This is a genomic window from Microcoleus sp. B5-D4, from assembly GCF_036705145.1.
Lineage (GTDB): Bacteria > Cyanobacteriota > Cyanobacteriia > Cyanobacteriales > Microcoleaceae > Microcoleus.
The window spans coordinates 1-13,917 of record NZ_JAUBTV010000108.1 but is presented as its reverse complement, the minus strand read 5'-3'; the positions used below and the strand labels follow the sequence as shown (position 1 = coordinate 13,917).

The following is a 13,917-nucleotide window of genomic DNA, read 5'->3' as shown; positions in this document are numbered from 1 at the left end:
TCTGAGCCAGAACCGGTTGTCGAAAATCTACTTATTGTAGAAACAGTAGAGTCGATCGAACCTTCTGAGCCAGAACCCCAACCTGTTGTAAAAAATCGGCCAATTAAAAAAAAGCCACAACCGAGTAGCGATTCTCTACCAGAACAGCCACCTGTTACCAAAAAGCGACAAATAGAAAGAAAAAAACAGGATAGCGACAGCAGTGAAACACCACCCGCAGGCGACTCAGAATGAACCAATTACCAATGCCGAATTACCCATTTCCGATTCCTAAAGGTTAGTAATGATTAGTAATATTATCGCAATTTACCGCAAAGAACTACAAAGCTATTTTGCCTCACCATTAGCCTATGCCATCGCAGCAGTCTTTTGGCTAATCACCGGCTACTTTTTGATAGCCATCCTCCTCGCCCCCGACGGGTTAATTCCCCAAATTGGTCAGCGAGACCAAATGGGAATTACCGAACCTCCCATCGACGTAGCCTACGAATTCCTGCAACTCTTCCTGCGAATCATGGGTTCCCTTTCCTTGTTCGTACTACCCGCACTCTCAATGGGACTTTACGCAGAAGAACGCAAACGCGGCACCTTAGAACTATTAGCCACATCGCCCTTAACAAACTGGGCAGTTGCTACCGGCAAACTCCTGGGAGTTTTAACATTTTATACCACAATGTTACTGCCTCTGCTTTTCTGCGAGGCGATCGCCCTCAGTTCCTCAACCCCACCCGTACCCCCCGGAGTTCTTCTGCTAGGACACGGTGGCTTAATATTACTAGCAGCAGGAGTATTGTCGCTCGGAATGTTTATTTCCTCCCTCACCGACAGCACAATTTTATCCGCCATCCTCACCTTCGCTCTAGTATTATTTCTCTGGGTGATCGATGCAGTCGCCGTCAGTATCGGTGGCCCATTCGGAACAGCATTAGGACATTTGTCGCTCCTAACAAATTACACCAATCTTGTCAAGGGAGTTTTCGATACCAGCAGTTTAATTATGTTTGCCAGTTACATCATTTTAGGAGTATTTCTGACCGCCCAATCCATCGATGCCTTGCGATATCAGCGTTCTTAAAAACATTAGGCAAGGCAGAGACAGAGCAGGTTATTTTTGCCGAAGTAAAGACAAGTAAAGAGCAAAGGGAAGGTTATTTTTTCCCTGTGAATCATTCTACAAAATACCTCAAACAATGAGATTTATCAATCCCAAGATCGACTTTGCGTTCAAAAAAATATTCGGTTCCAGCGACAGCAAAGACATCCTGATTAATTTTTTAAACGCCATCCTTTATGAAGCACAGCCCGTCATCGAAGACTTAGAAATAATCGACTCCCAACCAGAACCTCAAACTCTCGCAACCCAAGACACACACCTAGATGTCAAAGCCACAATTAACGGCGGCCGAATCGCCCTAGTTGAAATTCAATTCCTCAACGTGCCTTCCTTCGGCAATAGAGTTTTGTACAACGCTGCCAAAAGCTACAGCCAGCAATTAACAGGAAAAGAACGCTACGAAAGACTAAAAAAAGTAATTTCCTTAAAAATTGCCGACTTTGAAATGTTTGAAAATCAGCCAGAATTTATGTCGCGCTTTGTTTTTCAAGAAAAAGAGCAACAGTTTGACTATCCCGATACTGAAATAGAATTAGTATTTATCGAACTGCCAAAATTTAGCAAGGAATTAGCAGCATTAGAAACAACCGCAGAGCAATGGATTTACTTTCTCGAAAATACCAGCACTCTGGAGACAGTACCAGAAACATTGAGGGCAGTTCCCGAAATTCAGAAAGCTTTTAGAATTGCCAACGAGGAAAATTTCACTCAGGAAGAATTAAATGAATTGCAGAAGCAAGAACTGTGGATTCAAGACCAGCAGATTGCCATAGATGTAGCAAGAGAACAGGTGACAAAAACTGCTCAACTATCGTTAATATTGCGTCAGCTAGTGAAGCGCTTAGGCACAATACAACCAGAAACTGAAAACTGCATCCGTCAATTAGGCATAGAGGAATTAGAAGCACTAGGAGATGCCGTGATCGATTTCAACCATCCGTCAGATTTAACAGCCTGGTTGCAGGCTAATGCGATATAGAATAACATCCTCGAAGCGGAATTTTGTCACGCAATATTTACCTTATGAAAATTAGCAAAACAAATTGGAAATACGTTTTTTTGCTGGGCCCCCTCCTCATCGCAGCGGGGGTAACAGCAGCACTTGTATCTGGAGTATGGGACCCGCTGACAGTCGGTTTAGTTATTGCCGGAGCAGTGACGATCGCACTTTGGCTGCTATATTTGAGTTACGAACAAAGCTTTTGGGGGCAGCGTTCCACTCAAGCCAGCACTAACGCCCTGATTGCCACCCTCGCCGTCTTTGTGATTCTCGGAGTAATTAACTTCATAGCAGTTCGCTATCCCGTCCGCATCGACTTAACCGAAAGCCAACAATTTACCCTCGCCCCGCAGACTCAACAAATACTGCGAAATTTGCAACAAACAGTCAAAGTTTGGGTATTTGACCCCATCCAAAACCCCCAAATTAAAGAATTGCTGCAAAGCTACAAACGCGAGGGAGGCGAAAAATTCCAATTCGAGTTTGTTGACCCGCAGACCCAACCGGGAAAAGCGCGGGAATTTAGCATTACTAGCATCGGAGAAGTTTACCTGCAATCTGGCGACAAAAAACAGGTACTGCAAAAAGGTGGCACTGCTTTTGGTAGCGACCCAAATCAAGGGCTTTCAGAGATAAAACTTACCAATGGCTTAGAAGAAATCCTGAGCACTCGCGTTGCTACAGTTTACTTTTTGCAAGGCAAAGGAGCCCGCCCGATAAAGGAAGGTCAAGGCGGAATTCAGCAAGCTGAAAAAGCTCTGAAAGATAAATACTACAACGCCCAAACGCTGAATTTGACCGAACGAAAAGAAGTGCCAGAAGATGCAGATGCTTTAATCGTTCCGGGGCAGGACAAACCGTTTTCCGATACAGAAATTAAAGCACTAAAAGCTTATCTCGATCGCGGCGGCAGTTTATTGTTAATGGTAGACCCGGCAATTGATACGGGATTGGACAAAATGCTACAAGAATGGGGCGTCAAACTAGACACCCGTTTAGCCATCGATGCTTCGGGCACTGGTCAAAGATTTGGCCTGGGCCCCACGGTTCCCACAGTCAGGCGCTACGGCGAACATCCGATTACTCAAAGTTTTGGCACCGGTATTTCTTTCTATCCGTTTGCGCGTGCTTTGGAAACCTCGCCAGTAGAAGGGATAGAGGAAAAACCGCTGATTTGGACGAGTCAAGAAAGTTGGGCGGAAAGCGATTTGACGACGAGGAAATTGGAGTTTGATCAAAAGACCGATCGACAAGGCCCGCTATTATTAGGTGTAGCTTTAGTTCGATCGTCCACTGACAGCACTCCCTTAAAGCCCTCACCTTCACCAACACCAACTTCGCCCTCGCCTTCACCCCAAGCATCACCGACAACATCACCATCACCGACAGATTCACCATCACCGACAGATTCACCATCACCGACAGATTCACCATCGCCGACAGATTCACCATCGCCGACAACTTCCCCATCGCCGATAGATTCCCCATCGCCGATAGATTCACCATCGCCGACAGATTCACCATCGCCAACAACTTCACCATCACCGACAACTTCACCATCACCGACAACTTCACCATCACCGACAACTTCCCCATCGCCGACAACTTCCCCATCGCCGACAGATTCACCATCACCGACAACTTCGCCATCACCGACAACTTCGCCAACAGCTTCCCCAATCAGCTATTCGGTGATTGTCTCGCAAGAAGCAACGCCTCCAGCATTACCAACGACTTCGCCAACACCCACAGCATCTCCCACAGCATCTCCCACAGCATCTCCGAGTCCAACCGCAACTCCTTCTGTGCCTTCAGCTTCTAGAAAAACATCCCGAATGGTAGTAATTGGCACATCTCAATTTGTGACTAACGGTTGGTTTGACCAACAACTTAATAGCGACGTGTTTCTCAATTCAGTGAGTTGGTTGAGTAAACCAGACCAGCAAAGCTTTTCTATCAGTCCGAAAAAAGCTACCAACCGCCGCATTAACATGACGGCCATCCAAGTAGGATTGCTGGTTTTAGCTTGGCTAATGTGGCCTTTACTCGGACTGGGAATTGGCGGCGCTATCTGGTGGAAGAGAAGATAAGTTAGTTGTCAGTTGACAGTTGACAGTTGTCAGTTGACAGTTGTCAGTTGACAGTTGTCAGTTGACAGTTGACAGTTGTCAGTTGTTATTAATAACAAACTCCCCAATTCCCAATGCCCAATGCCCAATGCCCAATGCCCAATGCCCAATTCCCAATGCCCAATTCCCAGTTACTATGAAATTGCAGAAAAATACATTAGTATTGATAGCCGTCGCGTTGAGCATGACTGGGTTGGTTGCTTTGTTCGAGATGCAAATATCTCCTAAACAGGAAGCCGCTAAGGAAGAAAAACAGAAAATTTTTGCTTTTAACTCCGATCGCGTACAATTCTTTACAGTCAAAACTCCCGAAAAAATATTGACTTTTGAGCGAGTTTATGCTACAAAAGGAGGCAAGTCTAGCTGGGAAATGAAATTGCCAGTGCAAGCACACGCGAGTCAGGCATCAGTGGATTTTTTGCTAGACAGGCTAGCAACAGGAAAGAGCGATCGCACAATTAATATTACTGCAGCTCAACTGCCAGAATTCGGTCTCGACCAACCCCAAGCTACAGTCACAGTAAAACTGGACAACCAGGAAACTCACCGCCTAGTTTTAGGCAAAACAGACTTTAGCGGCCGCTTCTTGTACGCTCAAGCCAATCCGCCGGAAGCGCCCCCTCAAAATTCCGCCCAAAATTTGCCCGTGCTGCTAGTGCCTTTTGACTTTAAAAATGCCACTCAGCGACCTTTGTCAGAGTGGAAAAAAGCAGAAGCACCCAAAACAGAGAAACCGCAAAAACCCTCTCCCACGCCAAGTCCTGAGAATCAATAGATGGCCGATCGATCTGAGATGTTGTACCATTCTCAATAAGCCTTTTATGAACAGGCAAGATGCCTGTTCCACAAAGAGTGAATTTTCTTCTTGTGGAACAGGCATCTTGCCTGTTGCTGACAATGGTGCGCTCTGGGATAGAATTTAAAGAACAAATCCCAAAACCTGTTACATCCAACATTCCTCACCTAAAATACAGAAAAGTCTAAACTTAAACTGTATTTAAGTGGCGTGCATTACCCCCAGGAAAGGGCGAATATGTTTCAGACAGCACTCAACCAAGGTACGACAGCAACGGATACAGCGCTTGACGTTGAACTCCGCAAGGTCTTTAAGGTATTTAACGGCGAAACCGCAGTCCGTGGAGTTGACCTCAACATCCGCCAAGGAGAATTTTTTAGCATCCTCGGGCCCAGTGGCTGCGGCAAGACTACGACGCTGCGCTTAATCGCTGGGTTCGAGACTCCCTCGGCGGGCGAATTGATGATTCGCGGCCAGTCGATGACCAACACTCCAGCTTACCGCCGTCCGGTAAATACTGTGTTTCAAAGCTATGCTTTGTTCGGACACATGAATGTCTGGGACAATATCGCTTTTGGATTGCGGATCAAAAAGCTGGGGAAAGCAGAAATTGAAGAACGGGTACGGGAAGTTTTGCAATTGGTGAAAATGGAATCTTTCGCCAACAGGTTTCCCGGTCAAATGTCGGGCGGCCAGCAGCAGCGGGTGGCTTTGGCGAGAGCTCTGGTAAATCGACCGGCTGTTCTGCTGTTGGACGAACCCCTGGGTGCTCTGGATTTGAAGTTGCGGAAGCAGATGCAGTTGGAACTGTCGAATTTGCATCAAGAATTGGGTTTGACTTTTGTGATGGTGACTCACGACCAAGAAGAGGCGATGAGTCTGTCTGACCGGATTGCGGTGATGCACGAGGGCAGGATTGAGCAAATTGGCTCTCCTGAAGAAATTTATGAGTGTCCGCAGACGGCTTTTGTGGCGGATTTTATTGGCGATACGAATTTGTTTGCGGGTACGGTAGAATCGATCGACCGATCGACTATCACAGTTCGCACCTCAGCCAATCTGAAAATAGTCGTTCAGCAGTCGGATATGTGGAGTGGTGTCACAGGCGACTCTGTTGTGGTCAGCGTTCGGCCGGAAAAAGTATATTTGAATCTCTACCAGCCGGAAGTGTCCGTCAACTGTTTTGAAGGACGGCTCAAAAATACTATGTACATGGGCACGCACGTTCATTACGTCGTTGAGTTGTCGTCGGGCGATAAAATTACTGTGCGCCAACCAAATACCGGCGGTTCTTTCCCAGACCCGCACACGCCGATTTACGCTTACTGGGGAACTACTGATTGTCTCGCTTTGACCGATCGAGGATAATTGGGAAACGAAGGAAGAAGGAAGTTCGGCAACGGATTCTGTAACGGATGTAACGGATGTAACGGATGTCAACAAAAAGGAAGAAAGAAAAAGGAACAAGGAAGAGAAGGGGAGAATTTCCCCCTTACCAATTATTCCTGATTACAAATTCCCCAATCTAAAATCCAATTTCCCCATCCCCAATTCCCCAATCTAAAATCTAAAATCTAAAATCTAAAATCGAACTGTGCCTCCGACTAACTTACCAATTTCCAGGATTTTCCCGGCTAATTCTACACGCCGTCAGTTCCTAAAAAATTCGGCGGCGACAATTTCCGGTTTAGCTGTTTCGAGTTGTGGCTGGCGGCTTGCAGACGTGCAATCTGCTCCTCCCGTCCAAGGTGATGCCGACCAACTTTTCATCTATACTTGGGCAGGCTATACCGATAACGCTTTGCTCGATCGCTTTGCCGAAAAAACCGGCATTCGCGTGGTTGCAGACGTATTTGACTCCAATGAGGCGATGCTGGCTAGGGTTCAAGCTGGCGGTGGCCGCGCCTACAGCATCATTTACCCGTCTGACTACATGGTGATTCAGATGACGGAACTGGGGCTGTTGACCCCATTAGACCACTCGATTTTGGGCGGGATCGATCGGCTAAAAAAACAGTTCCAAAACCCCGTATATGACCCAGGAAACCGCTACAGCGTCCCTTTGAGTTGGGGAACCACAGGCTTAATTTACAACAGCGAACAACTCAAAGAAGAGCCAGAAGATTGGGACTATTTGTGGCAGCACAAACAGGAGTTAGCAAGGCGAATGACGCTGGCAAATGATGTTCGAGAAGTGATGGGTGCTGCGCTGCGGATGTTGGGCTATTCTCTCAATTCTACGAACCCAGACCAAGTGAAACAAGCTTACGAAAAGTTGGTTGAACTCAAACCGGCGATCGCATCTTTTACCACTGATGCTTGGCGGCCGCAAATGCTGACGGGGGATTTGAAGGTAGCTATGTGTTATTCTTCTGATGCTAATGAGGTAATTCCAGATAATGACAAATTGCGCTATGTTGTGCCAAAAAGCGGTTCTTCTCTGTGGACTGACACTTTAGTAATTCCTAAAGGTGCTCCCAATCCAGAAGCAGCTTATAAGTGGATTAACTTTATGCTGCAAGCCGATGTCGCTGCTTCTTTGGTAGAACGGCTCAGTTTCTCAACTCCTTCGGAAGATGCTTTTAGTTTGCTGACGCCGGAAGTGCGCGAAAATGAAATTCTTTTCCCTTCTGAGGCTACTTTGAAAAATTGCGAAGGTGTTGCTCCGGTAGGAAAATTTATAGACGTGTACGATCGCTATTGGACTCAATTAACCAGCGGCTAATCTTATTTATTGCCAGAAATTTCATGTACATTTCGATTTACCGTGGGGTGGGGGCGGGTTTATGAGATTGTTTATTTTAGGCGATGATTGTAGGTGAAACCCGCCCCTACATTACATTTCGATTTACCGTGGGGTGGGGGCGGGTTTATGAGATTGTTTATTTTAGGCGATGATTGTAGGTGAAACCCGCCCCTACAAATTACAACTCAAAACTCAAAACAATTATTTATGGCTGTTTCAACTAGAACTCCCCCTCCTATTCCTCCCAATTCTTCTTTGAAGGCTGAAACTGTTTCCCCGTGGTCGGCGTGGGCTGGGCCACTGGCATTGCTGGGCCCTTCTGGCTTGTTGCTGCTTTTATTATTAGTCATACCAACTCTGGTGATTTTTCAGCTTAGTTTGGTGCCGAATATTAAGCCGGGAGACTTGGTGAATCCTTCGGGAATCGGCAATTACCTGCGAGTGTTTGAGCCGCTGAATTTACAGGTGATAGGTCGATCGCTCTTTTTCGCAACGGGGACTACTATTCTGTGTTTGCTGCTGGGATTTCCCGTCGCTTACTGGATAGCCCTCAATGTCTCGAAAAAGTGGCGGAATTTAACTTTGTTAGGCTTTGTGTTGCCGCTGTGGACTTCTTCGCTGTTGCGATCGTATGCTTGGATTACAATTCTGCGTCCTACGGGGGTTCTCAACTCGCTGCTGGCACTTGTAGGCATTCCTCCTCTGGAATTGCTTAATCAAAGTTCTGCAGTTTTAATCGGCATGGCTTACAGTTATTTGCCTTATATCGTGACAATTCTCTACGCATCTTTAGAAAAGTTAGACCGCAGGTTGCTAGAAGCATCTCAGGATTTGGGTGCGAATCCAGTGGAAACTTTCTGGAAAGTGACAGTACCTCAGACGATGCCGGGAATTGCTGCGGGTTCTTTGCTAGTATTTATTAGCTGTTTAGGCGATTTTGTCGATCCAGAGTTGCTCGGTGGAGCTTCGAGCATGACGGCGGCTCGTTTGATTTACAATCAATTTTTGGGGGCGACTCAAAATTGGGGTCTGGGTTCGGCTCTGAGTATGGTATTAATCTTTGCAGTGAGTATTGGAATTGCGCTTTTACTCAAATATGGCGATCGTAATGCAATCTAAGTTAGTTGACTGTTGACTGTTGACTGTTGACTGTTCCAATAACCAATTACTAATTACCAATTACCCATTACCCATTACCGAGAAATGGAAAAGACCGCCGACAATCCACAGGAGGAAATACAAGCCGATATGTACTTAAAACCTAAATTTAAGGTTTCTTGGCAGGTAATATTTGCCGTTTTGATGTTTTTTTATATGTACCTGCCTATCCTGGTACTCACCTTTTACAGCTTTAACAAATCGCGTTTTAGCGCAGGTTGGGAAGGATTTACTTTAGATTGGTACGTTAAATTATTTAGCGATACGCGGATTTTAATTGCCCTGAGAAACAGTTTAACAGTGGCTGTGTGTGCAGTTGCAATCTCGGCTGTACTAGGCACTTTGATGGCAGTTGGTTTAGCCCGCTACCGCTTTCCAGGCAAGAGTTTATATCAGGGAGTATCCTACTTGCCGATTATTATTCCAGATATTGCGACCGCAGTTGCTACTCTGGTATTTTTAGCGGCGCTGGCTATTCCTCTGAGTTTGTGGACAATTGTCGCCGCTCACATTGTGTTTTGTCTGGCTTACATCGCCCTAGCTGTTTCTACTAGATTGGCCGATTTAAACCCGTATTTAGAAGAGGCTGCCTTGGATTTGGGTGCAACGCCTGTTGAAGCTTTTATTCAGGTTTTGCTCCCTCAATTAATACCCGGAATTGTCTCGGGTTGTCTGCTGTCTTTTGTCCTCAGCATGGACGATTTTTTGATTGCGAGTTTTACCGCAGGTAGCGGGACTACAACTCTGCCGATGGAAATTTTTAGCCGGATTCGGACTGGGGTAAAACCGGATATTAATGCTCTCAGCGTGCTGTTGATAGTAGGTTCGGGAGGATTGGCGTTTTTAGCGGAATATTTGCGCGGCCGGGGCGAGCAAAAACGGACTCATTAGGATGTGGGCAGTGGGCAGTTGACAGTGGGCAGTTGGCAGTTGACAGTTGGCAGTTGACAGTTGGTTATTTGTGAGTTGTTACCAATGCCCCATGCCCCATGCCCTATGCCCCATGCCCCATGCCCCATGCCCCATGCTGCTACTTGGCTGGTAATTTCACCTTAGTAGCCAAACCTAGTGCTTCCAAGACTTGAATTGTCATCCAAGTGAAGTCAATTTCCCACCATTCCATGCCGTGACGCGCAGAGTATTGATAAGCATGGTGGTTGTTGTGCCAGCCTTCGCCATAAGTCAGGACAGCCACCCACCAACAGTTAGTAGAACTATCCTTTGTTTCGTGGGTGCGGTAGCCAAATTTGTGAGTGGCGCTGTTAACAAACCAGGTGCAGTGATACACGAAAACTAAGCGGACAAAAATTACCCAAACTACAAAAGGCCAGCCTGCTGCTAAGTAAAGCAAGACGCCAAAGGCGATTTGAATTGGCAGAAAGTAATTTTGCAAAAATTGATAAAACGGGTCGCTTGAAATGTCTTTTGTGCAGCGGGGAATTTCAGCGTGAGCTGGACCTTTATATAGCATCCAGCCGAGGTGACTCCACCAAAAACCCTTTTGGGCATTGTGAGGGTCGAGCGCATTTTGGTCAGAGTGGGTGTGGTGCAATCGGTGCAGCCCAACCCAATCAATTATTCCTCCTTGACAGGCAAGGGCTCCGCAAAATGCTAGAAAGTATTCTACGAATTTTGGTGTCTGAAAACTGCGGTGGGTGAGCATACGATGCCATCCGAGAGTTATTCCCAAACCGCCGGTTATCCAGTGCATAAATACTGTTAAACCAACTGCTGTCCAATTGAAGTTACTGGGTAGCAGTGCGAACAAAGCGCCGATATGAAGTCCTGCTAAACTAATAACGTGCTTCCAATTGTATTGGAGTTTTTCTTGCGTTGCAATTGTCATTCTCTTTTTGATTTCTGATGAGATGCCGAGCTAGATTCACGCATAATAGTTGGGATTGAGCAGTGAACTTTTTTGCTGCATACTTGCCCAAACTAATAAAGAATCAATGATAGATTTGGGATTAGGATTGAAAAAGATTTACGGTTGTATTTTGAAAATAAAAAATTTGGCTGCCAAACAAAATTTTTTGTTCCCAATTATATTATAACTCATTCTGGTTTTGGTTGGGTCGATCGCACCCGAAGACTCGATCAGTGTTCAACCCAACCTATACCGATCGCAACAACAGGATGAGGCATTGGTCACGAGCCATTAGTCCAGAACTGATGACCGACAACCCATGACTCATTGCCCATGCTATTTTTCTGCTAATTTCACTTTGGTTGCCAAACCCAGCGATTGCAGCAATTGAATTGTCATCCAGGTGAAGTCGATTTCCCACCATTGAAGACCGTGGCGAGCCGAGTATTGAAAGGCGTGGTGGTTGTTGTGCCAGCCTTCGCCGTAGGTAAGGAGGGCAACCCACCAGCAGTTGGTCGAGCGATCGCCCGACTCGTAGGTGCGGTAGCCGAATTTGTGGGTAGCGCTGTTAACCAGCCAAGTGCAGTGGAACACCACCACGATCCGCAGAAACACGCCCCAAACCACGAAAGACCAGCCGCCTAATAAATAAAGCAACACACCGAAGACAACTTGGATGGGGATAAAATATGCTTGGAGAAACTTGTATACTGGGTCGTCGCCGATGTCTTTAGTAAAGCGGGGGATTTCAACTCTGATCGGAAGATCCGAGAGCATCCAACCCATGTGGCTCCACCAGAAGCCTTGATTGGAATCGTGGGGATCTGTTTCGGTGTCGGAATGTATGTGGTGTAACCGGTGCATTCCTACCCAGTCGATCGGGCCACCTTCACAGGAAAGGGTACCGCAAATAACTAGAAAATACTCTAGCCATTTCGGTGTTTGAAAACTGCGGTGGGTGACGAGGCGGTGAAATCCGAGAGTAATTCCTAAACCACCTGTTACCCAATGCAGGAATACTGCTAGCCCGACCGCAGACCAGCTAAAATTACCCGGCAGCAAAGCAAATAAAGCACCGATGTGCAGAAAGGCCATAAAGCCTATGACAGGCCAATCAGGAGAAGTTTTTTTGGAAGTTGCAATCGTCATGAATATATTATGTTTACAAACTAGGGGCCGCATCTACGCCATAATGAACACCGCGCACGCAAAGGGTGAGCGAGGTATAGATGAATAGCGTTTCACGGCTACAGGAAGCAGAACAGGCACTCTTTCAGATTTTTTCTGGTATTGACACTACAGTCAAGCAAAATCTTCAACGAGTCTTAAAAGCTTTTCGCAGCCACCGGGTTGGAGTCCACCATTTTGCAGGGGTTACGGGTTACGGCCACGATGATTTGGGTCGGGAGACTTTGGACGGGGTGTTTGCCGAAGTGGTAGGGGCCCAGGCTGCGGCTGTCCGGGTACAGTTTGTTTCGGGTACTCACGCGATCGCCTGTGCTCTTTTTGGCATCCTGCGTCCTGGTGACGAAATGTTGGCAGTGGCTGGTTCTCCCTACGATACTTTAGAAGAAGTGATCGGCTTGCGGGGGCAAGGTCAAGGTTCACTGCTTGAGTTTGGCATTAGTTACCGTGAGTTGCCTCTAACTCGCGAAGGAAGTGTGGATTGGCAGGCATTGAGTTCTACTATTTCAGCAAAGACTCGCCTGGTTTTTATCCAGCGCTCTTGCGGCTATTCTTGGCGGTCGAGTTTGTCTATTTCTGAGATTGAAAAAATCGTCGCCATAGTCAAACATCAGAATCCTAGCACAATTTGCTTTGTTGATAATTGTTACGGGGAGTTTGTTGATGATTGCGAACCTACTGCTGTGGGTGCGGATCTAATGGCTGGTTCTTTAATCAAAAATCCGGGGGGTACGATCGTCCCTGCTGGAGGTTACGTCGCCGGCAGGGCGGATTTGGTGGAGGCGGCAACTTGTCGCTTGACGGCACCGGGAATCGGCAGCAGCGGCGGCGCAACTTTTGATTTGAATCGGTTGCTGTTTCAGGGTTTGTTTATGGCTCCCGGTTGTGTGGGCGAGGCGATGAAGGGCAATCATTTGACGGCTTATGTTTTTTATAAGTTGGGTTATCGAGTGAATCCTATGCCTTTGGCTAGAAGACGTGATGTGATTCAGGCGATCGAATTCGGTTCTGCTGATAAGTTAATTGCTTTTTGTCGCGCGGTTCAGCAAAATTCCCCCGTCGGTTCCTATTTAGATCCGGTGCCGGCTCCGATGCACGGGTATGAAAGTCAGTTAGTGATGGCTGGGGGTACTTTTATTGATGGGAGTACGTCGGAATTTTCGGCTGACGGGCCTCTGCGGGAGCCTTACGTGGCTTTTTGTCAGGGGGGGACTCATTGGACTCATGTATCGATCGCCCTGGAGGATGCGATCGAGGCTGTGGGCCCAGCTAAGTAAGTTGTTGGGGCGGTGCCTCTTGGGGTAGGGGGGCTCCTTGTTCTTCCCTGAGTTTTGAATTAAAGAGTAGATTTTTTGCAAGAATCTGAGGATTTTTAACCGCAGATGCACGCAGATTGACGCTGATGTTGGGTTTTCAGATTGTGTAGGTTGGGTTTAGCGAAAGCAAAACCCAACAACTACAAAACTCTCAAGATGTTTCTTCAATTTTGCGCTGCCGCATTAAGAGAAATAAAGGCAAACCCAGGGAAACACCCACCAGTAAGTTACTGACAATATAAATCCACAAGTTTTTCATTTTTAGACGCGAACCTTCGCTAAATACAAAAGTACCAAAAACCAGGGATGACACTATTACATCCATGCCGAAAAAACCGGAAATTTGATTAGCAAACAACTCACCGAAGAACGCCTTAATATTCAACCCTTCTTCTAAAAGAAACGGGACAAACTGGGAGTAGGGCAAAGCAGTGCCTAGAATACAGAAAATTAAGTAGGCAATTTTCAACATTTTCAAACCTCCACTTTGTTAATTAAAAATCGCTGTATTTGGGAGTTTACTCAGCATTGCTTAGGAATGAGAATTAAATAACTTCCACTCTTGAAAGTGGGATGGGCGTCCCGCCCGTCCTTTTTGGACGGGCG

General features: G+C 46.6%; 13 protein-coding genes and 1 pseudogene. 11 read left to right on the top strand and 3 right to left on the bottom strand.

The features are described 5' to 3' along the window. From QUB10_RS30515 to QUB10_RS30470, 10 genes and pseudogenes are all read left to right on the top strand, one after another. Window positions 1-234 (top strand): annotated as a pseudogene (locus QUB10_RS30515) (hypothetical protein); the annotation flags it as partial. 49 nt (window positions 235-283) lie between these two features. After that, complete coding sequence (locus tag QUB10_RS30510; protein WP_333206924.1) at window positions 284-1,075, top strand: ABC transporter permease; 792 nt, start codon at window positions 284-286, stop codon at window positions 1,073-1,075. Window positions 1,076-1,190: 115 nt separating this feature from the next. After that, window positions 1,191-2,093: an Rpn family recombination-promoting nuclease/putative transposase gene (locus tag QUB10_RS30505; RefSeq protein WP_333206923.1), complete on the top strand. Its 903-nt coding sequence runs from the start codon at window positions 1,191-1,193 to the stop codon at window positions 2,091-2,093. A gap of 44 nt (window positions 2,094-2,137) precedes the next feature. Next, window positions 2,138-4,204: a Gldg family protein gene (locus QUB10_RS30500; protein WP_333206922.1), complete on the top strand. Its 2,067-nt coding sequence runs from the start codon at window positions 2,138-2,140 to the stop codon at window positions 4,202-4,204. Window positions 4,205-4,331: 127 nt separating this feature from the next. Beyond that, a complete protein-coding gene (locus tag QUB10_RS30495) occupies window positions 4,332-5,018 on the top strand; it encodes a DUF4340 domain-containing protein (protein ID WP_333206921.1) in 687 nt (228 codons plus the stop codon). Window positions 5,019-5,077: 59 nt separating this feature from the next. Next, entirely contained in the window at window positions 5,078-5,227 is a 150-nt protein-coding gene (locus QUB10_RS30490; protein WP_333151518.1) for a hypothetical protein, read from the top strand. 49 nt (window positions 5,228-5,276) lie between these two features. Further along, entirely contained in the window at window positions 5,277-6,407 is a 1,131-nt protein-coding gene (locus QUB10_RS30485) for an ABC transporter ATP-binding protein (RefSeq protein WP_333206920.1), read from the top strand. Between the two features lie 226 nt (window positions 6,408-6,633). Further along, window positions 6,634-7,764, top strand: coding sequence for a spermidine/putrescine ABC transporter substrate-binding protein (locus tag QUB10_RS30480; protein ID WP_333206919.1), 1,131 nt, complete (start codon window positions 6,634-6,636; stop codon window positions 7,762-7,764). Window positions 7,765-7,992: 228 nt separating this feature from the next. After that, window positions 7,993-8,904 carry an ABC transporter permease gene (locus tag QUB10_RS30475; protein WP_333206918.1) on the top strand — a complete coding sequence of 304 codons (912 nt, stop codon included), beginning with the start codon at window positions 7,993-7,995 and terminating at the stop codon, window positions 8,902-8,904. An 84-nt stretch (window positions 8,905-8,988) separates the two neighbouring features. Further along, window positions 8,989-9,834 (top strand): ABC transporter permease, encoded by an 846-nt coding sequence (locus QUB10_RS30470; protein WP_333151526.1) that lies wholly within the window; start codon window positions 8,989-8,991, stop codon window positions 9,832-9,834. A 139-nt stretch (window positions 9,835-9,973) separates the two neighbouring features. Here the strand turns inward: QUB10_RS30470 and QUB10_RS30465 are convergent, their stop codons facing one another. Next, window positions 9,974-10,789, bottom strand: coding sequence for a fatty acid desaturase (locus QUB10_RS30465; protein WP_333151528.1), 816 nt, complete (start codon window positions 10,787-10,789; stop codon window positions 9,974-9,976). Window positions 10,790-11,146: 357 nt separating this feature from the next. Beyond that, window positions 11,147-11,959 (bottom strand): acyl-CoA desaturase, encoded by an 813-nt coding sequence (locus QUB10_RS30460; protein WP_333151530.1) that lies wholly within the window; start codon window positions 11,957-11,959, stop codon window positions 11,147-11,149. 80 nt (window positions 11,960-12,039) lie between these two features. Here QUB10_RS30460 and QUB10_RS30455 point away from each other — a divergent pair, with 80 nt between their 5' ends. Further along, complete coding sequence (locus QUB10_RS30455; protein WP_333151532.1) at window positions 12,040-13,272, top strand: methionine gamma-lyase family protein; 1,233 nt, start codon at window positions 12,040-12,042, stop codon at window positions 13,270-13,272. 190 nt (window positions 13,273-13,462) lie between these two features. Here the strand turns inward: QUB10_RS30455 and QUB10_RS30450 are convergent, their stop codons facing one another. Next, entirely contained in the window at window positions 13,463-13,783 is a 321-nt protein-coding gene (locus tag QUB10_RS30450) for a DUF2834 domain-containing protein (protein ID WP_333151534.1), read from the bottom strand. Between the last annotated feature and the right edge of the window lie 134 nt (window positions 13,784-13,917).